Source organism: Gordonia hongkongensis (assembly GCF_023078355.1).
Classification (GTDB): domain Bacteria; phylum Actinomycetota; class Actinomycetes; order Mycobacteriales; family Mycobacteriaceae; genus Gordonia; species Gordonia hongkongensis.
Genome location: NZ_CP095552.1, coordinates 2,991,831 through 3,013,624, shown reverse-complemented (window position 1 = coordinate 3,013,624; position 21,794 = coordinate 2,991,831). Strand labels below are relative to the sequence as shown.

At 69.1% G+C, this 21,794-nt stretch carries 17 protein-coding genes and 1 pseudogene; 8 read left to right on the top strand and 10 right to left on the bottom strand.

The features are described from left to right. The first annotated feature begins 20 nt into the window (after positions 1 to 20). Positions 21 to 2,972 carry an aminomethyl-transferring glycine dehydrogenase gene (gene gcvP, locus MVF96_RS13775; protein ID WP_388033297.1) on the top strand — a complete coding sequence of 984 codons (2,952 nt, stop codon included), beginning with the start codon at positions 21 to 23 and terminating at the stop codon, positions 2,970 to 2,972. A 91-nt stretch (positions 2,973 to 3,063) separates the two neighbouring features. On the opposite strand, the gene MVF96_RS13770 is transcribed toward gcvP, so the two are convergent. The 9 genes and pseudogenes from MVF96_RS13770 to MVF96_RS13730 form a co-directional block, all read right to left on the bottom strand. Beyond that, a complete protein-coding gene (locus MVF96_RS13770) occupies positions 3,064 to 4,299 on the bottom strand; it encodes a substrate-binding domain-containing protein (protein ID WP_055475396.1) in 1,236 nt (411 codons plus the stop codon). A gap of 138 nt (positions 4,300 to 4,437) precedes the next feature. Next, a complete protein-coding gene (locus MVF96_RS13765) occupies positions 4,438 to 6,669 on the bottom strand; it encodes a malate synthase G (protein WP_165629998.1) in 2,232 nt (743 codons plus the stop codon). A 36-nt stretch (positions 6,670 to 6,705) separates the two neighbouring features. Then, complete coding sequence (locus MVF96_RS13760; protein WP_388030051.1) at positions 6,706 to 7,650, bottom strand: 3-methyladenine DNA glycosylase; 945 nt, start codon at positions 7,648 to 7,650, stop codon at positions 6,706 to 6,708. Further along, a complete protein-coding gene (locus MVF96_RS13755) occupies positions 7,647 to 8,723 on the bottom strand; it encodes a hemolysin family protein (RefSeq protein ID WP_058253190.1) in 1,077 nt (358 codons plus the stop codon). The genes MVF96_RS13760 and MVF96_RS13755 overlap by 4 nt, the downstream gene beginning before the upstream one ends. Continuing rightward, entirely contained in the window at positions 8,713 to 10,182 is a 1,470-nt protein-coding gene (locus MVF96_RS13750; protein WP_247449365.1) for a hemolysin family protein, read from the bottom strand. The genes MVF96_RS13755 and MVF96_RS13750 overlap by 11 nt, the downstream gene beginning before the upstream one ends. Before the next feature lies 1 nt (position 10,183). Continuing rightward, positions 10,184 to 11,617: a GMP reductase gene (gene guaB1, locus MVF96_RS13745; protein ID WP_165630000.1), complete on the bottom strand. Its 1,434-nt coding sequence runs from the start codon at positions 11,615 to 11,617 to the stop codon at positions 10,184 to 10,186. Between the two features lie 16 nt (positions 11,618 to 11,633). Beyond that, positions 11,634 to 13,089, bottom strand: a pseudogene (gene gndA, locus MVF96_RS13740) (NADP-dependent phosphogluconate dehydrogenase). An 86-nt stretch (positions 13,090 to 13,175) separates the two neighbouring features. Continuing rightward, positions 13,176 to 14,129, bottom strand: coding sequence for a M56 family metallopeptidase (locus tag MVF96_RS13735; protein ID WP_058253194.1), 954 nt, complete (start codon positions 14,127 to 14,129; stop codon positions 13,176 to 13,178). A 44-nt stretch (positions 14,130 to 14,173) separates the two neighbouring features. Next, positions 14,174 to 14,572, bottom strand: a complete 399-nt coding sequence (locus MVF96_RS13730) for a BlaI/MecI/CopY family transcriptional regulator (RefSeq protein WP_058253195.1) — start codon at positions 14,570 to 14,572, stop codon at positions 14,174 to 14,176. Between the two features lie 342 nt (positions 14,573 to 14,914). Between MVF96_RS13730 and MVF96_RS13725 the strand changes: the two genes are divergently transcribed. From MVF96_RS13725 to MVF96_RS13695, 7 genes are all read left to right on the top strand, one after another. Further along, positions 14,915 to 15,337: a PaaI family thioesterase gene (locus MVF96_RS13725; protein WP_058253196.1), complete on the top strand. Its 423-nt coding sequence runs from the start codon at positions 14,915 to 14,917 to the stop codon at positions 15,335 to 15,337. Between the two features lie 133 nt (positions 15,338 to 15,470). Further along, positions 15,471 to 15,773: an urease subunit gamma gene (locus MVF96_RS13720; RefSeq protein WP_058253197.1), complete on the top strand. Its 303-nt coding sequence runs from the start codon at positions 15,471 to 15,473 to the stop codon at positions 15,771 to 15,773. An 85-nt stretch (positions 15,774 to 15,858) separates the two neighbouring features. Continuing rightward, entirely contained in the window at positions 15,859 to 16,233 is a 375-nt protein-coding gene (locus MVF96_RS13715) for an urease subunit beta (protein ID WP_211539519.1), read from the top strand. Positions 16,234 to 16,236: 3 nt separating this feature from the next. Further along, positions 16,237 to 17,955: an urease subunit alpha gene (locus MVF96_RS13710; protein WP_247449363.1), complete on the top strand. Its 1,719-nt coding sequence runs from the start codon at positions 16,237 to 16,239 to the stop codon at positions 17,953 to 17,955. Then, positions 17,955 to 18,620 carry an urease accessory protein UreF gene (locus MVF96_RS13705; protein WP_068972433.1) on the top strand — a complete coding sequence of 222 codons (666 nt, stop codon included), beginning with the start codon at positions 17,955 to 17,957 and terminating at the stop codon, positions 18,618 to 18,620. Before MVF96_RS13710 ends, MVF96_RS13705 begins: the two co-directional genes overlap by 1 nt. A gap of 61 nt (positions 18,621 to 18,681) precedes the next feature. Further along, positions 18,682 to 19,368 (top strand): urease accessory protein UreG, encoded by a 687-nt coding sequence (gene ureG, locus MVF96_RS13700; protein ID WP_068972432.1) that lies wholly within the window; start codon positions 18,682 to 18,684, stop codon positions 19,366 to 19,368. 2 nt (positions 19,369 to 19,370) lie between these two features. Further along, positions 19,371 to 20,099, top strand: coding sequence for an urease accessory protein UreD (locus MVF96_RS13695; RefSeq protein ID WP_247449361.1), 729 nt, complete (start codon positions 19,371 to 19,373; stop codon positions 20,097 to 20,099). A gap of 33 nt (positions 20,100 to 20,132) precedes the next feature. Here MVF96_RS13695 and MVF96_RS13690 read toward each other — a convergent pair whose 3' ends face one another. Beyond that, positions 20,133 to 21,650, bottom strand: coding sequence for an NAD(P)/FAD-dependent oxidoreductase (locus tag MVF96_RS13690; protein WP_247449360.1), 1,518 nt, complete (start codon positions 21,648 to 21,650; stop codon positions 20,133 to 20,135). Positions 21,651 to 21,794 lie beyond the last annotated feature (144 nt).

The window sequence follows — 21,794 nt, the reverse complement described above, 5'->3', positions numbered from 1 at the left end:
GCGAGAGGTTGCCCGCCACCGTGTCCACCACTGAAGCGACCCCGTCCGACGCCCCAGAAGGATCCAGCCCAGAAGGATCCGGCCCAGAAGGTTCCGGCCCGGATCCCACTCCGGCCGCTCCCCATCTGTCGGCCGCCTTCGTCGACCGTCATGTCGGTCCGGACGCCGACGAGACCCGCCGGATGCTCGAGGCGATCGGCGCGGCTTCCCTCGATGATCTGGCGCACCGTGTCATACCCGCAGTCATCGCCGACGAACTCGATTCCGACGTCCTGGGGGCGCTGCCCGCACCGCTGAGCGAGAGTGCGGTCCTCGCACAACTCGGTGACCTCGCAGCCCGTAACACCGTGGCCCGGTCGATGATCGGGCTCGGCTACTACGGAACCCACACGCCCGGCGTCATCCTGCGCAACGTGCTGGAGAACCCCGCCTGGTACACCGCGTACACGCCATATCAGCCCGAGATCAGCCAGGGACGTCTCGAGGCGCTGCTGAACTTCCAGACCATGGTCGCCGACCTCACCGGCATGGAGGTGGCCAATGCCTCCATGCTCGACGAGGCCACCGCGGCCGCCGAGGCGATGACGCTGATGCGTCGCGCGGGCAAGTCGAAGTCGAACCGCGTGATCGTCGACGCGGACCTGTTCCCGCAGACGCGTGCCGTCCTCGACACGCGCGCCGAGCCCCTGGGCATCGAGGTCGTCGAGGCCTCGTTGCACCCCGATCTGCCCGGATGCGGACTGCCGGACGGCGACTTCTTCGGCGTGATCCTTCAGGTGCCCGGCGCATCGGGTCGCATCGTCGACGCCACCGCGATCGTCGACGCCGCGCACGAGCGCGGCGCTCTCGTCGCGGCCGGTGCCGATCTCCTGGCGATGACACTGGTCACGCCGCCCGGCGAGCAGGGAGCCGACGTCTGCTTCGGCACGACGCAACGCTTCGGTGTGCCGATGGGCTTCGGCGGACCGCACGCGGGTTACCTCGCCGTCGGGTCGATGCACGCCCGACAGCTTCCCGGGCGGCTCGTCGGTATCTCCAAGGATGCCGACGGCAACCTGGCCTACCGGCTCGCGCTGCAGACCCGCGAACAGCACATCCGCCGGGAGAAGGCCACGAGCAACATCTGCACCGCGCAAGTGCTGCTGGCGGTGATGGCCGCCATGTACGCCTCGTACCACGGGGCGGACGGCCTGCGAGCCATCGCACGACGCACCCACGACGCAGCGGCCCGGATCGCCGACTCGATCGCCGCGGGCGGGTTCTCGGTGGCGCACGCGAACTTCTTCGACACCGTCGAGGTGCACGCACCCGGTCAGGCCGACACGATCCTCGCCCGCGCCCGCCACGACGGGATCAACCTGCGACGCGTCGACGCCGACACCATCGGCATCGCCTGTGACGAGACGACGACCGACGCCGACATCGATGCCGTCCTGCGGGCCTTCGACGTCGCCGGCGTCACCCCGCGGGCACTCGCGCAGCCGATCGAGAATCGCACCAGCGAGTACCTGACCCATCCGGCGTTCAACCGGTACCGCACCGAGACCGCGATGCTGCGCTACCTGCGGGCCCTGTCGGACAAGGACATCGCGCTCGACCGCAGCATGATCCCGCTCGGGTCGTGCACGATGAAACTCAACGCCACCACCGAGATGGAACCCATCACGTGGCCCGGCTTCGCCCAGCTGCACCCCTTCGCCCCGGTCGACGACACCGCGGGCATCCGCGAGCTGATCACCACGCTCGAGGGCTGGCTCGTGGCGGTCACCGGTTACGACCGCGTCAGCCTCCAGCCCAACGCGGGTTCACAGGGGGAGTTCGCGGGACTGCTCGCGATCCGCGGATACCACCTCAGCCGCGGTGACGTCGACCGGGATGTCTGCCTCATCCCGTCGAGCGCCCACGGCACGAATGCCGCGTCGGCGGTGATGGCCGGGATGCGCGTCGTGGTGGTCGGGTGCCGCGAGAACGGCGACGTCGACCTCGACGATCTGCGCGCCAAGATCGCGGCGAACGAAGGCCGGGTCGCGGCGATCATGATCACGTACCCGTCGACGCACGGCGTCTTCGAGCACGACGTCCGCGACGTCTGCGGCGCCGTGCACGACGCCGGCGGCCAGGTCTACGTGGACGGCGCCAACCTCAACGCGCTCGTCGGTGTCGCACGGCCGGGTCATTTCGGCGGTGACGTCAGCCATCTCAACCTGCACAAGACGTTCTGCATCCCGCACGGCGGCGGCGGGCCCGGCGTCGGACCCGTCGCGGTCCGGGAGCATCTGGCCCCGTTCCTCCCCGGACACCCGCTCGCCGACGAGCTGCCCGGGTCGGCCACGATCGCCGCGGCCCCGTATGGCTCGGCGGCGATCCTGCCGATCACCTATGCCTACATCGCGATGATGGGCGCGGACGGTCTCCGGCGGGCGACGCTCACGGCGATCACCGCCGCCAACTATGTCGCCAAGCGGCTCGGTGAGCACTATCCGGTGCTCTACACCGGCGAGGACGGCTTCGTCGCCCACGAGTGCATCCTCGACCTCCGGGCCATCACCAAGGCCACCGGCGTCACCGTCGACGACGTGGCAAAACGACTCGCCGACTACGGTTTTCACGCACCGACCATGAGTTTCCCGGTGGCCGGCACGCTGATGGTCGAGCCCACCGAGAGCGAGAACCTCGACGAGATCGACGCGTTCTGCGATGCGATGATCGCCATCCGCGGCGAGATCGAACTCGTCGGACGAGGGGAGTGGCCCGCCGAGGACAATCCGCTCCGCGGCGCCCCGCACACGGCCGAGTCGCTCGTCGGCGAGTGGGACCACCCGTACTCGCGGGAAGTCGCCGTCTACCCGCAGGGACTGCCGTCCGCAGGTGGCCGGGCGAAGGTGTGGCCGGCCGTCCGGCGGATCGACGGGGTGTACGGCGACCGCAACCTGGTGTGCAGCTGCCCGCCGATCGAGGCCTACAGCAGCTGACTTCTTCATCGTCTTAAGCTCCTCACCTGTTCGTTGAGCAGGTGAGGAGCGCAGCGACGAACCGTGTCGAAACGACCCGTCCTCGCGAGCTCTAACCCCCCGCGCTTCCCGACGGCACCGAGGGCGGCGTGGAGCTCGCCGGAACGCTGGCCGGCCCGTAGACGAGCCGGTTGATGGCGACGATCGCGCCGTTCTCGGGTGTCGCCATCGGATCGGGCGTGCGCGGGAACGTCACGGTCGGGGTCGGGGAGGGCATCGGGGCGTCGCCGCGGAAACCGAGCTCGGTCAGCAACTGCAACTGCTCGGGCTCCGAGGCGAACTGGATGAACTCGGCGACGGCATCGGCTGCCGACTCGGAGACCTCGGGACCCGACATCCGGATGACGGGGTAGTCGGCGATCGGCGTCGGACCCGACGGGATGAGTTCGGCCAGGCGTGCGCGGTCGTCCTCGCGGGTCATCTGGAACAGGCGTTGTTCGGTGATGGGCACGACGTGGATCTCCGCTCGGGCCGCGTCCGGTGCGTCGGCGATGGCCGTTGCCGCGCCCTGGGGTGTCCCGTCCGGGGAGAGCGGCGCGCCCTCCAGCATGGCGCGGACACTGGAACTGACCCGCGGCGACTCGGCGTCGGCGGTGGTCAGCGGTCCGGTGGTCCGGGTGACGCGTGTCGCGACCGCCTGGGCGGCCAGCGCGCTGGCGTCGGATTGTGCGCCGATCGGCATCGCCATGCGCAACGATCCCCAACCCTGGAGTCCGAAGTCGGCGAGTGAGTTGTCGCGGCGCTGCAGGGTGGGGATCTGTGACCAGTCGAGGCGGCCGGCCAGGGAGCTGTTGAGCTCAGGGGACACCGCCAGCACGACCGGCGTCGAGACCAGTGATCGGGTGTTGCCCTCGATCGCATCGGGTTTCGCCGCCGCCAGATCTGCCGACCACACCGACGACTGCGGCACCCAGGCGGCCGGGTACGCGCCCATCGACTCGGTGTCCCACGACCCCGACAGACCGTCGAGGGTGATCTTCGCGTCGCCCGGCCGGACGTCGACGCTGACGCATTTGTCGCGCACGACGGGGCTCGTCTCGCCGAAGTTGCGGGCGACGGCCGCCAGTCCCGGCGCGATGTCGGGATCGGCGACGATCGGTACCGACTCACGACCCTCGACGCACTGCGCGGCGGCCTCCTCGGCCTGGCGATCGATCTGATCGCCGAGGTCCTGCCAGGTGACGACCACGGCCGCGACGAGCAGGATCGACAAGAGTGTGGCGACGACACCTCGGCTCACGCCGCGGCTTCGGATGCTCTCCCCGCCGCTACTCCGGTGATGTGCCAACGCCGATGCCCTCCCTGCTCGGTGCGTCCCTCGCCCGGTCGGCCGTGGCGAGCCGGTGCGCAGTGCAGGGTACGACGATACGCCGTGCCGATCCTCGGCGGTTCGGCACGGTCGTATCGCCTACGTGGAACCCGGTGCTCAGCCGGCCGGGTTGGCCGCCTTGTACTCTCGGCGGCGGCGATGCAGGATCGGCTCGGTGTAGCCGCTCGGCTGCGTCGTGCCCTCGAGGATCAGCTCCTTGGCCGCCTGGAAGGCGATGTTGGAGTCGAAGTCCGGCGCCAGCGGACGGTAGGTCGGGTCACCGGCGTTCTGCCGGTCGACGACCGGGGCCATCCGCTCAAGGGATGCGACGACATCGGACTCCGCCACGATGCCGTGGCGCAGCCAGTTCGCCAGCAGCTGGCTCGAGATCCGAAGCGTCGCACGGTCTTCCATGAGAGCGACGTCGTGGATGTCGGGGACCTTGGAGCAGCCGACACCCTGGTCGATCCATCGCACCACGTAACCCAGGATGGACTGGCAGTTGTTGTCGAGTTCCTGCTGCTTCTCCTCGTCGGACCAGTCCGTCTTCGGCGCGAGCGGGATGGTGAGGACGTCCTCGACCTGGGCGGGATCGCGCTTGGCGATCTCGTCCTGGCGCTCGAAGACGTCGACGAGGTGGTAGTGCAGCGCGTGCAGTGTCGCAGCCGTCGGCGAGGGGACCCACGCGGTCGTGGCGCCGGCCTTCGGGTGCCCGATCTTCTGCTCGAGCATGTCGGCCATCAGGTCGGGCATGGCCCACATGCCCTTGCCGATCTGCGCCTTGTGCTGCAGGCCCGCGTGCAGGCCGGTGTCGACATTGAAGTTCTCGTACGCGCCGATCCAGGTCTGCTGCTTCATCTCGGCCTTGCGGACCATCGGCCCGGCCTCCATGGACGTGTGGATCTCGTCGCCGGTGCGGTCGAGGAAGCCGGTGTTGATGAACACCACGCGCTGCTCGGCTGCCTTGATGCAGGCCTTCAGGTTCACCGTCGTGCGGCGCTCCTCGTCCATGATCCCGACCTTGAGCGTGTTCTCGGGCAGGCCGAGGACCTTCTCCACACGGCCGAACAGTTCGACAGTGAAGGCGACCTCGTCGGGGCCGTGCATCTTCGGCTTCACGATGTAGACCGATCCGGTCCGCGAGTTCTGTAGACCCTCTGCTTGCGATCCATTCGGCCCGCTCGCTTCGCTCCCGGCGCCGCTCAAACCGTGAATGCCGATCAGCGAGGTGATCAGACCGTCGAGGATGCCCTCGGGGACCTCGTTGCCGTCGGCGTCGAGAATCGCGTCGTTGGTCATCAGGTGGCCCACGTTGCGGACGAACAGCAGCGAACGCCCGTGCAGGTCGAAGGTGGTTCCGTCCGGCGCGGTGTACTCGCGGTTGCCGTTGAGCACGCGCGTGAAGGTCTTGCCGCCCTTGGTGACATCTTCGGACAGGTCGCCCTTGTTGAGGCCCAGCCAGTTCCGGTACCCGACGACCTTGTCCTCGGCGTCGACCGCAGCGACCGAGTCCTCGAAGTCCATGATCGTGGTGATCGCGGATTCGACGACGACGTCCTTGATGCCGGCCGGGTCGGTGGAACCGATGGGCGAGGACGGATCGATCTCGATGTCGAGGTGAAGACCGTTGTTGCGCAGCAGGATCGAGGTCGGCGAAGCCGCGTCGCCGCGGTAGCCGACGAACGCGGTCGGGTCAGCCAGGGTGGAGGTCTTGTCGCCGTCGAGCCTCACCTGCAGCGCGCCGTCGGTGACGGCGAACGCCCGCACATCGGTGTAGCTGCACTGTTCGAGCGGCACCGCCTGGTCGAGGAAGTCCTTGGCGTAGGCGATGACCTTGTCACCGCGCACCTTGTTGTACGACGAACCCTTCTCCGCGCCGTCGGCCTCGGAGATCGCGTCGGTGCCGTAGAGCGCGTCGTACAGCGAACCCCATCGGGCGTTCGAGGCGTTCAGCGCGAAGCGCGCGTTCAGGATCGGGACCACGAGCTGCGGACCCGCGGTGTCGGCGATCTCGCGGTCGACGTTCGACGTGCTGACCTGGAAGTCGGCGGGGACCTCCGCGAGGTAGCCGATCTCGGTCAGGAACGACTTGTAGGAGTCGAAATCGGCGGTGCCGGGGGTGAGATCGGCACCCTTGTGATCTCGGTGCCAGGCGTCGAGCTTGGTCTGCAGGTCGTCGCGGACGGCGAGCAGTTCGCGGTTGCGCGGGACGAGATCGGCGATGACCGAGGCCGCACCGGCCCAGAAGGCGTCCGCATCTACACCGGTACCGGGCAACGCCTCGTTGTTGATGAAGTCGTGCAGGACGGTAGCGACCTGCAACCCGTTGACGGTGATCCGGTCAGACATGGCAGCCTTTCTCGAGCGAATGACGACGCATACATGCTACTCGTCGGTAAAGGCGGACGGCAGGCGCCTCCCGCCGGGTACGGTCGCGAGGTCCGCGAGTTCCGTACAGATGGTGAGCAACCGCGCCCGCAGGGTCATTCCCCGTTCGGCGATCGCCGACTGCTCGCGCACGTAGTCGGCCCTGCCGGCGGCTGTCTCGATGCGGACCGGCTCGTAACCGAGGTCGCTGAGATCGTAGGGACTGGCGCGCATGTCGAGGTCGCGGGCTCGGAGTGCCAGCGCGAAGCAGTCGAGCGTCAGGTTCGACGGCACGAGCGGCGCGAGGGTGAAGCAGTACCGGTAGAGGTCCATCGTCGCGTGCAGGCAACCCGGCTGTTCGTGCGCGATCTGCGACACACGGCTCAGCGTGGTGTCGTTGCGCGGACGCGCCGGGTCGGTGAAGAACCGGAAGGCGTCGAAGTGGGTGCACCGCAGCGGCATGGACTCGACGACCGCGTCGGTGCCCGCGGACCCCAATCGCAGCGGCAGGTCGTGCCGGGTGTCGTGGGTGCGGTAGACCATCGCCCACTCGTGCAGGCCGAAACAACCGAGCCGAGCGGGTCGTCGGGCGGTGGCGCCGAGCATGTCCACGGCGGCGGCGAGCGCTTCGCCACGGTGCCGGAGATAGGGGTCGCCGACGCTCACACCGGCGGCGGTCCGCTCGTAGCCACGCAGGCCGAGGAACTCGTCGCCGTCCTCGATCGTCACACCGAACCCGGGATGCCAGCGCAGCACGTGCGCCGGACGTGACGAGTAGTAGGTGAACAAGAAGTCGATCACCGGGTGACGGGCGCCGCGACGCCGGGCGTCGAGGTAGGGGCCGATCAGCTCGTCCACCGCCTGCCGATGGGCGTCGCGGCGTGCCCGCCACTCGTCGGCGTCCAGGACCTGCGCCGTCAGGCCGTGATCCGGATGTTCCAGCTGCGCGGTCATCGTGGTCACACCCGGTGTGTCTCGTCGCGGACGTTGCCGACGAACTCCTCCACCAGATCGGCGAGCGGGACGATGCCGATGGTGCGGCCGCTGTCGTCGACCACCGCGCCCAGATGCGAACTGGTCCGTCGCAGCACTCCCGTGGCCTCGTCGAGGGGCGTCGTCGAATCGATGACCGGCAGCGGCCGGATCTTGTCGACGCCGATGATGGTGTCCGGTCCGACGTGCTCGTCGAGGATCTCGTCGAGTACGTCCTTGAGGTGCAGATAGCCGGTGAAGGTGCCGTCGGGTCCGCGGACGGGGAACCGGGAGAACCCCGTCTCGCCGACCGCTTTCTCCACCGCACCCAGGGTCGGTCCGATGCCGCCGGAACCGGACACCTGCACACCGACACTGCGCATCTGGTCCAGCGGGATCATCACCTCCGACACCGTGCGGCCGATGGACTGCAGGGCGCGGGTCAGTCGTTCGTGCTCCTCGGCGTCGATGAGGCCTTCCTGCTTGGACTCGCCGACCATCTCGGCCAGCTCGCCCAGTGACACCGTTGACTCGAGTTCGTCCTTCGGTTCCACCCGGAGGAGCCGCAGGGAGATGTTCGCCAGCCAGTTGTAGAACGCGATCAACGGCCGGACCAGACGGATGAAGAGCAGATGTGCCGGCACGAGGAGCATCGCGGACGACTCCGGGCCGGCCAGCGCGATGTTCTTCGGCACCATCTCACCCAGCAGGATGTGCAGCACCACGACCAGCGACAGCGCGATGGCGAACGAGATCGGGTGGAGAAGGGCATCGGGAACGTGCGCCAGGTGCAGCGGCGCCTCGATGAGATGCGCGACCGCGGGCTCGCCGACCCGGCCGAGCAGGATCGAGCAGATCGTGATGCCGAGCTGCGCACCGGCCAGCATCAGCGACAGCCGTTCGCCGGCGTGGATGACGGTCCTCGCGCGGCTCTTGCCGCTCTCGGCGAGGGCTTCGAGGCGGTCGCGTCGAGCCGAGATCAGGGAGAACTCGGCACCCACGAAGAACGCGTTGCCGGCCAGGAGGACGACGGTCAGCCCGACCGCCCACAGATCACCGCCCATGCGGGTCCCCCTGGATGTTCGACGGTTCGCCGTTTCGTTCGGAAGCGGCGGAGAGGTCTCGATCCGCGTGAGCCGGCCGGACCTGATCCGCGGGAGCCGGCCGGATCGCGACCACGTCGACCCGGCGTCCGTCCATCTGGGTGACGGTCGCACGCCAGGTGACGTCCGAGCCGCGGTCGGGCGACTGGGCGGTGTCGTCGTCGGTCTCGCCGACGGCCGAGCGTCGTGGGAGGTCCACCTCGTCGTCGACGGTGGGAATGCGGCCCAGGCAGTACATGACGAGTCCACCCAGCGTGTCGTAGGGCCCTTCGGGGGCGTGGTAGCCGACGGCGTCGTACAGCTCGTCGATGCGCAGCAGTCCGGCACAGACGTAACCGTTGCCGTCGACCGCGACGTCGGCGCGTTCGTCGTCGTGTTCGTCGGTGACGTCGCCGAGGATCTCCTCGATGAGGTCTTCGGTGGTGACGATGCCGGCGGTCCCGCCGTATTCGTCGATCACGACGCACAGCTCCATCCCGTCGGCGCGGATGCGTTCCATCAGCGCGTCACCGTCGAGGCTGGCCGGCACACGTGGCACCGGCCGGGCGATCGAGGTGACCGAGGTGGTGGCCTGTCGCTCGGGCGGAACGGTGAAGGCCTGTTTGATGTGCACGACCCCGACGAGGTCGTCGAGGTCGCCGTCGATGACGACCGGGAAACGGGAATGCCCGGTGCGCGACGACGCCATGACGAGATCGCGGACGGAGTCGGCGCGGTCGAGACAATCGATGGTCACGCGGGGGGTCATCAGGTCCTCGGCGGTCAGTTCGCCGAAGCGCAGCGAGCGGTCGACGAGGGTCGCCGTCTGCTGGTCGAGGGCACCGCGACGTGCCGAGTTACGGACGAGCGAGACGAGTTCCTGGGGCGACCGCGCGGAGGCCAGCTCATCGGTCGGTTCGATGCCGAGTCGGCGGACGATCCAGTTCGCCGTGCCGTTCAATCCGTTGATCGCCCAGCGGAAGACCGCGGAGAACACGGTCATCGGGCCGGCGGTGGCCCGCGCCACCGCGAGCGGCTTGGCGATCGCGAGGTTCTTCGGGATGAGCTCGCCGAGCACCATCGACAGGGAGGTCGCGATCACCAGCGCGAGGATGAGCGAGGTCGCCGAGGCCACCGACTCGCCGACGCCGAGTGCGGTCAGCGGCGGCTGGAGGATCCGGGCGAGGACCGGTTCGGCGATGTAGCCGGTGATGAGGGTCGTGATCGTGATGCCCAGCTGCGCGCCCGACAGCTGGAACGACAGGGTGGAGTGCGCGCGTTGGACCATCCGAGAACGACGGTCCGCGCGATCGGCCACGTCGGCGGTGATCGTCGACCGCTCCAACGCGGTGAGGGAGAACTCGGCCGCCACGAACAGCGCCGTCCCGAGCGTCAGCGCGATGAATCCGACGAGACTCGCGACCAGGAGCAGGATCTCCACGTCACCACCCGCCCGGCAGGGGCCGTCCTTCGTCGAAGCCGGCGGGCGACTGGATGCCCAACACCACCTTGTCGTGGAGTTCGCGCAGGTTGCGGGCGCCGGTGTACGTGGCCGTGCTGCGGACGCCCGCACAGATGTGGTCGATGACGTCCTCGACGCCGGGCCGCTCCGGGTCCAGGCGGATCCGTGAACTCGAGATGCCCTCTTCGAACAAGCTCTTGCGTGCTCGGTCGTAGGTGCTGTCGCCGCTCGACCGGGCCGCGACCGCCCGCTTCGAGGCCATGCCGAAACTCACCTTGTACGGACCCCGCTCGTCCACGAGCAGGTCGCCCGGTGACTCGTGGGTCCCGGCGAACCACGAGCCGACCATCACGTTCGACGCCCCGGCCGCCAGTGCGAGCGCGACATCGCGCGGGTGTCGGACACCGCCGTCGGCCCAGACCGCTGCACCGTGTCCCGCGGCGACCGCGGCGCATTCGGCGACCGCCGAGAACTGGGGACGCCCGACGCCGGTCATCATGCGGGTGGTGCACATCGCGCCCGGCCCGACACCGACCTTGATGATCGACGCGCCGGCGTCGATGAGGTCGAGCGTGCCCTCGGCCGACACGACATTGCCGGCCGCGATCGGGACGCCGAGGTCGGCGTCGGCGACCGCGGACAGCGCGGTGAGCATCTTCTCCTGATGGCCGTGCGCGGTGTCGATCACCAGTAGATCCGCTCCCGCGGCGACCAACGCGCGAGCCTTGCCCACGACGTCGCCGTTGATGCCGACGGCCGCCGCGATCCGCAGGGCGCCGGCGGAGTCGAGGTTCGGCGTGTAGATCGCATGCCGCAGGGCACCGACGCGGTTGAGCACCCCGGCGAGCCGGCCGTCGGGTTCGACGAGCACGGCCAGGCCCAGGTGCAGGTCACCCAGCGCGTCGAAGACCTCGCGGGGCGGGGTGTCGACGGGCAGCGTCACGATGTCGGGGTCGGCGATCTCGCGGACCCGGGCGAACCGGTCGACGTCGCGGCACCGTCTCTCGGTCACGACACCCACCGGCCGGCCATCTTCGACCACGACGGCCGCGCCGTGGGAACGCTTCGGGATCAACGCGACCGCATCGGTGACCGACGCGTCCGGGTCGAGGGTGACGGGTGTGTCGGCCACCAGGTGCCGTGACTTCACGAAGGCGATGGACGCGGCGGCCGCCTCGATGGGCAGGTCCTGGGGGAGGACCACGAGCCCACCGCGGCGGGCCACCGTCTCGGCCATGCGCTTGCCCGCCACCGCCGTCATGTTCGCCACGACCAGCGGGATCGTGGTACCGCTGCCGTCCGACGTCGACAGGTCGACGTCGAATCGGGAACTGACATCCGACCTGCCGGGGACGATGAACAGATCGTCGTAGGTCAGATCATGTGTCGGCCGGTGGCCTTCGATGAATCGCACTGGGGTTCGCAGGCTCCTATTCGGTCACTTCGGAGCGGTCGCCGCTCCACAGTGTGTGGAACGTGCCCTCCTTGTCGATGCGCTGGTAGGTGTGCGCACCGAAGAAGTCGCGCAGACCCTGGGTCAGCGCGGCCGGCAGCCGTTCGGCGCGCAGACCGTCGTAGTACGACAGCGACGACGAAAAGGCCGGCACGGGTATACCGAGCAGCGTCGCGGTCGAAACCACCCGGCGCCAACTGTCGATGCCGACCTCGACGGCTTCGCGGAAGTACGGCGCGAGAAGCAGGCTCGGAAGGGCGGGGTCGTCGTGGTAGGCCTCACGGATGCGGTTGAGGAACTGTGCCCGGATGATGCAGCCGCCGCGCCAGATGGTGGCCAGTGCTCCGCGGTCGACATCCCAGCCGTACTCGGCGCTGCCGGCGGCGATCTGATCGAAGCCCTGGGCGTAGGCGACGACCTTGGAGGCGTATAGGGCCGTCTTGATGTCGTTGACGAAGCTCTCGCGGTCGGCGGGGGCCGAGCCGAGGTTGCCCGACGACAGGCCGCGCGCGGCGACGCGCTGATCGGTGGCGCTCGACAGGGCGCGGGCGAACACGGCTTCGGCGATCCCGGTCGTCGGGATGCCCAGGTCGAGTGCGGACTTCACGGTCCAGCGGCCGGTGCCCTTCTGACCCGCGGCGTCGACGATGACGTCGACCAGCGGCTTGCCGGTCTCGTCGTCGACCTGGCTGAGGACCTCCGCGGTGATCTCGATCAGGTAGCTCTCGAGTTCGGTGGTGTTCCAGTCGCGGAAGACGTCGGCGATCTCCGAGACCGGCATGTCCAGGGCCTTGCGCATGAGGTCGTAGGCCTCGCCGATGAGCTGCATGTCGGCGTACTCGATGCCGTTGTGCACCATCTTGACGAAGTGGCCGCTGCCGTCGGGCCCGATGTGGGTGCAGCACGGCTCGCCGTCGACCTGGGCGGCGATCGACTCGAGGAGGGGCCCGAGCGACTCGTAGGACTCGGCGGGTCCGCCCGGCATGATCGACGGGCCGTTGAGCGCGCCCTCTTCGCCGCCGGAGATGCCCGCGCCGACGAAGTTGAGTCCGCGGGCCGACATCGCGGCCTCGCGCCGGATGGTGTCGGTGTAGAGGGCGTTGCCGCCGTCGATGATGATGTCGCCCGGCTCCATCGCGTCGGCGAGTTCCTCGATGACCGCGTCGGTCGCGTCGCCCGCCTTCACCATGATGAGGACCCGGCGCGGACGCTCGAGTGCGGCCACGAACTCGGCCACCGTCTCGGTGCGGATGAAGTTGCCGTCGCCGCCGTGGTTTTCGAGCCGCGTCGGTCTTGGCGATGCTGCGGTTGTGCAGCGCGACCGTATACCCGTGACGGGCGAAGTTGCGTGCGATGTTCGAACCCATGACGGCCAGGCCGGTGACACCGATCTGGGCCTTCGCGGAGGAGGACGATGCGTCGACATTGTTCATGCGGACAGCCTATTGCCTCTGTGTCCGAAGCGGCGATCTGCCTCCACGTGTGACGGCGGTCCGATACCGCCGGGGGACAGGAGTCGTCAGAACGCCGACATGAGTCGGTTGAGCTCGGTCAGCCACGGGATCGCGACCGCGAGGGTCGGCAGGACCAGGATCGCGGCGGCGGCGATGTAGGCGCCGGCCGCGAGAACGCGTGCGGGACGGTCGTCGCGGAGCCGGTGGACGCGGGTCAGGGTGGTCGGCCCGCCGACCGCCATCGCCCCGCGGGGAGCCACCGCGTCGGCGCACGCGACCAGTGCGCGACCCAGTGTCGTCGGGGTGGTCGCGCGGACGGCCTGGTCGTCGGCCAGTGCCTCGACGAGCAGTTCCGCGGCGCCGAGCGCCGAGCTGCTGCGGACGAAGCGGGGGAACGCCTCGTGCAACGCGATGAAGGCCTCGAGGACGAGGTCGTGGCGGGCGCGGAGGTGCGCGCGTTCGTGGGCGATCACCGCGACGAGTTCGTCACGGGTGAGCCGATGCACCACGCCTTCGCTGACCACGACGCGCTGACGCAGCCCGGGCAGGCAGTAGGCGAGGGGTTGTTCGACGTCGATCATCCGGACGTCGCGGGCGTAGAGCGGATCGTCGGCGTCGTCGGTCCGGTCGCAACGGTCGAGGATGTCGATGAGCTGACGGTGCGCCTTGCGCCGGGCGCGGGTGCGCAGGCCGACGCGGATCACGGTGTAGAACAGCCGCGCGCCGACGAGCAGGGTGAGCACGAAGACCCCGACGCAGAGGAGCCACAGCGGCCAGCCGAGGCGTTCGATCTCACGGACCGGGTGGGTCGTCGGGGTGCCGTCGGGACCGATCACGAGGATGTTCGCCGCGATCGCCAGGCCACAGCTGAACGCCGACAGCACGGCGGCCAGGGCAATGGCCTGCCACAGCGTCATCGCCGCGCGTGGTGCTCGGATCGGCCAGCGGGCCCGGGACAGTGCCTCGGGTACGGGTCCGGCGAGCACCAGGCTGACGATGCCGAAGAGCAAGGCGGTCATCTGGTGATTCCTCAGGGTGGGCTGCGAGTGGTGGTGCCGCGAATCTAGCCGGTGTCGCTCGTTCCGCGGGCGGCTTCGAGTTCATCGAGTGCGGAACGGAGGGCGGCCGCCTCGTCGGCGCCCACGCGACCGACGAAGGACACCAGGGCCGCATGTCGGGAGCCGGGAGCGGCGGCCTCGCTGAGCGCGTCGACCATGAGGCTGGCGACCAGGTCCTCGCGGGGATGGGTGGGGACGTACTTGTGGGCCCGGTCGTCGCGGATCTGCGTCACCAGGTTCTTCTTCGCCAGTCGCTGCAGGACCGTCATGACGGTCGTGTACGCAAGGGAGCGGTCCCGGGACAGTGCGGCGTGTACCTGCCGCACGGTCTGCGGGGTCGAACTCTCCCACAACGTGTCCATCACAGCGCGTTCGAGGTCGCCCAGGCCATTCATCTTTCGCATTTTACTGCTGTGCCTCCGTTTGTAGGTCCGGTGGATACCCAGTTGTTGCGTGTCGGTGTGCTGAGCGACGCCGATGTCGGTCACCACGCTCCTGACGTGGCCTTTTCCCGAACGCTTGACAGGTTGGTAAGGCTAGCCTACATTAAGTGTCACGTCGGACCGCGCGAGAGTCCTGAGGGCTGCAGAGACCCCCGGTCCACGGCACGGAAGGCCCCGCATCTCCCAGGGATGCGGGGCCTTCTGGGATCCTCGGGGGGCAAACGATCGGCGGTCGAGCCCGGTTCCCCGCCGAGTCCCGGACTGCTGTCGCCACGATCCGACCGACATGCGACTGTTGACGTCATGACTGCTGACAGTGCGGACGATGTTCTCCGGGATTCATTCGGCAAAGGGCTCGACGGGGTCCTGGGACTCGAGGTCGTCGAGGCCGGGCCGGACCGGATCGTGGCCACGATGGAGATCACCGAGCGTCATCATCAGCCGTTCGGCATCGTGCACGGCGGCGTCTATTGCGCGGTCGGTGAGAGTGTCGCCAGCATGAGCGGTTTCCTCTGGCTGCAGGATTCCGGGATCGGCGGCACCGCCGTCGGGGTGAACAACAACACCGACTTCCTCCGGTCCGTCCGCGCCGGCACGGTCACCGCGACGTCGACCCCGATCCACCGGGGCCGTCGCCAGCAGCTGTGGGCTGTCGACATGGTCGACCAGGACGGAAAGATGCTGGCCAAGTCGCAGGTGCGGCTGCAGAACATCGAGGTCACATAGGCCGTTGAGGCCCGCGTCACCCCATCGCCACTCGGCGCGCCGACCCCGTGTCGGCATGGCAGGATGACTCCTACTGCCCGGCCGGACCCACCGAACAGACCGTCCGGCCGAACACTCTCGAGGAGCGCTCCCGGTGCGACTGTCGCCGCATGAACAAGAACGGCTGTTGATCTCCTACGCGGCCGAGCTGGCCCGGCGGCGGCAGGGGCGCGGCCTCAAGCTCAACCACCCGGAGTCGGTCGCGCTGATCACCGATCACGTCCTGGAGGGCGCCCGCGACGGCCGGTCGGTGGCCGAGCTGATGACATCCGGCCGCGAGGTGCTCCGGCGCGACGACGTCATGGACGGGGTGCCGGAGATGCTGCACGACGTCCAGGTGGAGGCGACGTTCCCCGACGGCACCAAGCTGGTGACCGTGCACGACCCCATCGCCTGACGCCCCGCGATCGGGGCACCGTCCGAGGTGGATCGTGGCGCCCCGCGCCCGTCCATCGAACAGCAGCAGTCCAGAGGAGACCGAAATGTCGGGTACGCATCCCGGCCCGCGATCGACACTCGTGCCGGGTGAGGTCATCGCCGCTGACGGGACCATCGAGCTCAACGCGGGTGCCGACGCCGTCGAACTCCGGGTCGTCAACTCCGGCGATCGTCCGGTGCAGGTCGGCAGTCACGTCCACTTCCCGCAGTCGAACGCCGCACTCGTCTTCGACCGCGCTCGCGCACACGGCCGCCGCCTCGATATCCCGGCCGGGACCGCGGTGCGTTTCGAGCCCGGCATCGAGATGACCGTCGGTCTGGTCCCGCTCGGCGGAACCCGCGAGGTGTACGGGATCTCCCTGGCGCCCCCCGGCGCCTGCGGACCGGTCGACGCCGTCCGTACCGACGAGAGTGAGTGACGCATGGCCATCCTGGGACGCGACCGGTACGCACAGCTGTTCGGCCCGACCACGGGCGATCTGATCCGCCTCGCCGACACCGATCTGCTCATCGAGGTCACCGAGGACCTGTCGGGCGGACCGGGTCGCGCCGGAGACGAGGCCGTCTTCGGCGGTGGCAAGGTGATCCGCGAGTCGATGGGACAGAGCCGGGCGACCCGCGCCGACGGCGCCCCCGACACCGTCATCACCGGCGTCGTGCTCCTCGATCACTGGGGAATCATCAAGGCCGATTTGGGAATTCGGGACGGTCGCATCGTCGCGATGGGCAAGGCGGGTAATCCCGACACCATGGACGGGGTGCATCCGGACCTGGTCATCGGGCCGTCGACCGAGATCGTCGCCGGCAACGGCAAGATCGTCACCGCCGGCGCCATCGACTGCCATGTGCACTTCATCTGTCCGCAGATCATGGACGAGGCGCTGGGCAACGGGATCACCACCGTGATCGGCGGCGGTACGGGTCCGGCCGAGGGCAGCAAGGCCACCACCGTGACACCCGGCGCATGGCATCTGGCCTCGATCCTCGCCGCAACCGATCACTGGCCGATGAACATCGCGCTCCTCGGCAAGGGCAACACCGTCAGCGCCGAGTCGATGCACGAGCAGATCCGCGCGGGCGCTTCGGGTTTCAAGCTGCACGAGGACTGGGGCAGCACGCCCGCGGCCATCGACGCCTGCCTGCGGGTGGCCGACGAGACCGGCGTGCAGGTCGCCCTGCACTCCGACACCCTGAACGAGGCCGGGTTCGTGGAGACGACCCTCGGCGCGATCGCCGGCCGCGGCATCCACGCCTACCACACCGAGGGTGCCGGCGGTGGTCACGCTCCGGACATCATCACGGTCGCGGCCTACCCGAATGTGCTTCCGTCGTCGACCAATCCGACGCGCCCGCACACGGTCAACACACTCGACGAGCACCTCGACATGTTGATGGTCTGCCACCATCTCAACCCCACCGTGCCGGAGGACCTCGCCTTCGCCGAGAGCCGGATCCGGCCGTCCACGATCGCGGCCGAAGACCTCCTGCACGATCTGGGCGCGATCTCGATGATCGGCTCGGACTCGCAGGCGATGGGCCGGATCGGCGAAGTCGTGCTTCGGACGTGGCAGACGGCGCACGTGATGAAGCGCAAACGCGGATCGCTGCCCGGCGACGGTCGGGCGGACAACAATCGCGCACGACGTTACATCGCGAAGTACACGATCTGTCCGGCACGTGCCCATGGCTTCGACGACGAGATCGGTTCGGTCGAGGTCGGCAAGCTCGCCGACCTCGTGCTGTGGGACCCGGCGTTCTTCGGGATCCGCCCCGATCTGGTCATCAAGGGCGGCGCCATCGCGTGGGCGGCGATGGGCGACGCCAATGCGTCGATCCCCACGCCGCAACCGGTCTTCCCGCGTCCGATGTTCGGCGCCGCACCGAAACTCGCGGCCGCCACGTCGGTCAGCTTCGTCGCCCCGGGTGCCGACGCCGATCTCGCCGGGCGCATCGGGGTCGACCGCAGGCTCGTCCCGGTCAAGAACACCCGCGGCGTCGGGAAGGCCGACATGGTCAACAACGACGCCTGCCCGACGATCGAGGTCGACCCCGACACGTTCACGGTGCGGGTCGACGGTGAGGTGTGGGAGTCCGAGCCCGTTGCCGAACTCCCGATGGCGCAACGGTATTTCCTGTTCTGATGCGACCCGACGACACGAACCCGGGCGCCTCCGCGCCGCTGGCGATGATGCTGGCCCTGGCGGATTCGCGTCTTCCGGTGGGCGGGCACGTCCACTCCGGTGGCGTCGAGCAGGCGATCACCGACGGATTCATCCGCACCGCAGGCGATCTCGCGTCCTTCCTGTACCGCCGGGTGACCACGAGCGGTCTCGTCGCGGCATCGGTGGCGGCGGCCGTGGCCGACGGCGCGCTCGACGTGCCCCGCGCGCAACGCGAAACCGATGCGCGCACACCGTCGGCGGCCGCACGGAAGGCATCGCTGGCGCAGGGCCGCGGGATGGTGCGGCTGGCGCGGCGGATGTGGCCGGACGTCGATTGGTCGGCCCACCGGCCGTCGACGCATCTCCCCGTCATCAGCGGGTCGATCGGCGCGGTGTCCTCGCTGTCGGGTTTCCACACGGCCCTGATCCTCGTGTACACCACTATGAGCGGGTCGGCGACTGCCGGCCAGCGCCTGCTCGCACTCGACCCGGCCGACGTGTCGATCATGATCGCCGAACTCGGTCCCGAGTGCGAACGCGTCGCCGCCGAGGCCGCGGTCGGCCTGGCGGACCTGTCCGATCCGGTGCTCGACATCTTCGCCGAACGCCATGAGCGGCAACCGATGCCGCTGTTCATGTCCTGACCATCGCGCCACCCATCCCGTGACCCGGCGAAGTCGCCGTCGCGAACCGAGAGGAGTTCCCATGCCCCCGCATCTCATCGACGGGCAGCCGCACACCCACGACCACAACCGGCCGCGCCGCAAGCGCGAGCCCGGCGAGGCGCTGCGCATCGGTGTCGGTGGCCCGGTCGGATCGGGCAAGACCGCGCTGGTGGCCGCACTGTGCCGACAGCTCCGGGACGAGTTGTCGGTCGCCGTGTTGACAAACGATATCTACACGACCGAGGACGCCGACTTCCTGCGCCGCAACGCTGTTCTGCCCGACGAACGGATCACCGCCGTCCAGACCGGCGGTTGTCCGCACACCGCCATCCGGGACGACATCACCGCCAATCTCGACGCCATCGACGATCTGGTCGAGGCGAACCCGCCGCTGGATCTGATCCTCGTGGAATCGGGCGGCGACAATCTCACCGCAACGTTCTCGACAGGTCTGATCGACGTGCAGATCTTCGTCATCGACGTCGCGGGCGGGGACAAGGTGCCCCGCAAGGGCGGACCCGGCGTCACGTTCTCGGACCTGTTGGTGATCAACAAGATCGATCTGGCCGAACGCGTCAACGCCGACCTCGACGTCATGCGGCGCGACGCCGCGAAGGTCCGCGAGGGTCGGCAGACCGCCATGATCTCGCTGACCGAGGACCCGGCCGCGACGGACGTGCTGGCCTGGGTCCGGGCCCAACTGGCGGCCCCGGTCGCCGCCGGGTGACGATGCGCACCGAGGTCGACATCGTCGCCACCGTCGAGCGTGGCGTGCGTCATCGGGCGGTCGGGGGACTGGGCGTGCGGGTGACCGCGCCAGGGCACGTTCAGCTGATCGGCACCGCCGCCACGCCGCTCGGTGGTGACGAGATCGTGGTGCGCATCGAGGTCGAACCGGGTGCGCAGTTGCGCCTCGGCAGCGTCGCGGCGACGATCGCGCTGCCGGCCCGCGACCGTCCGGACTCGTCGGCTCGGTGGGAGATCGCCGTCGGCGACGGTGGTCGCCTGCGCATCGACCCGCAACCGACGGTCGTCGCCGGTGGCGCGGTCCACCGCTCGGACATCACGGCACGACTCGCCGCCGGCGCCACCCTCGATCTACACGAGCACGTCCAGATCGGCCGGGCGGCGAGCATGACGGACGCCACCCTGGTCGACCGCGACCGGATGGGTGCCTGGACCGGGGGTCTGCGCGTCGAGGTCGACGATCAAGTGGTGCTGGCCCATCGGCTCTCGCTCGGTCAGCGCACACGCGCGGGGGCCGCGGGCCACCGGGCGGCGAGCAGCGTGTTCCGGTACCCCGACAACCGGCCCGGCGACGTGCACGGGACCGAGTTCGCCGCGCGTCTGCAACTGGCCGGCGGCGCCAGTCTGACCACCGCCCTCGGGACCTCGGTCCGCGCCGCGCGGCGGTTGGCCGACGGCCTGGAGATCGACTCACTGGCCGTCGTGCCGTAGACGACCGCCGGCGAGCCGGCCGCCGTCCGCGGATCAGCTGGCCTCGGCCTCGGATTCCTTGCCGTCGGCGTCCTTGCCCTCGGTGGGGACCGAGCCCGTCGCCCCGGGAGCGGTCGACGCGGAGTCGACTGTTCCGGCATCGGTCTTCGCCGGTTCGGCACCGGAGGTCTCGCCGGCCTTCTCGAGCGCCGACAACTGGCCGATCGCGGTGCGCGCGTAGACCTGCTGCTCGGTCACCGCGAGCTGCGAACGGCCGCGCGTGGTGAACGCGAAGAACCAGTTGATCAGGGTGTTCAGGCGGTTGCGGAACCCGACCAGGTACACGAGGTGCAGCGCCAGCCAGCCGAGCCAGGCGAAGTAGCCCTCGGTCTCGAAGGTCTTCTTGATGCCGGGGATCGGGACCTGCATCACCGCGGAGTACCGCGAGATGGTCGCCATCGAGCCCTTGTCGTAGTAGCTGAACGGCTTGCGCTGGTCGGGGGTCTGCCCCTTCAGCTCGGCCTTGATGGCGTCCGCGGCATAGCGGCCGCCCTGGATCGCGCCCTGCGCGACGCCCGGCACCCCGTCGACGGCCATCATGTCGCCGACGACGAACACCTCGGGATGGCCGGGGATGGTCAGATCGGGAAGCACCTTCACCCGGCCGGCGCGGTCGAGTTCGACGCCCGACTGCTCGGCGAGCTGCTGGCCGAGCGGACTGGCCTGCACACCGGCCGACCACACCTTGCACTGCGACTCGATGCGGCGGGTGGTCCCGTCCTTGTCTTTGACGACCAGGCCGTCGTAGTCGACGTCGACGACCATCGCGTTGAGCTGGATCTCGACGCCCATGCGCTCGAGGCGGGCGGCGGCCTTGCCGCCCAGCTTCGGACCGAAGGGGGGCAGGACGGCGGGAGCGGCGTCGAGCAGGATCACCCGGGCCTCGGTCGGGTCGATGTTGCGGAACGCGCCCTTGAGCGTCTTGTCGCTCATCTCGGCGATCTGCCCGGCCAGTTCGACTCCGGTGGGGCCGGCGCCGACGACCACGAAGGTCAACAGCTTGGCGCGCTCGGCGGGGTCGTGGGACAGCTCGGCCTGCTCGAAGGCGCCCAGGATCCGACCGCGCAGTTCGAGTGCGTGGTCGATGGTCTTCATGCCGGGCGCGTACTCGGCGAAGTGATCGTTGCCGAAGTACGACTGATCGGCGCCGGCGGCGACGATGAGGTCGTCGTACGGGGTGACCGTGATGCGCTCGAGCAGGCGGGAGGTGACGGTCTTGGCCTCGAGGTCGATGTCGTACACATCACCCATGAGCACCGCGGTGTTCTTCTGCTTGCGCAGGACCACGCGGGTGGCCGGTGCGATCTCGCCCTCCGCGACGATGCCGGTCGCCACCTGGTAGAGCATCGGTTGGAACAGGTGATGGGTGGTCTTGGCGATCAGCGTGACATCGACATCGGCCTTGGCCAGTCGCTGGGCGGCGAACAATCCGCCGAAGCCCGAACCGATGATGACCACTTTCCGACGGGTCGTGGCTGCTCCAGCGGGGGCCTGGACGGCGGGGCTGCTCATCTCCAGACATCTCCTTCCAGGTCGTTGGGCAACGGTCGTGCGGACTTCGGCGGACCCGAGTGGGGTGCTACCCGAGGGGGCCGTGTAGCGCCGGGGCCGGAGTACGACCGTGCATGTTCTCAACGGTAGTCAATGATGATCCGA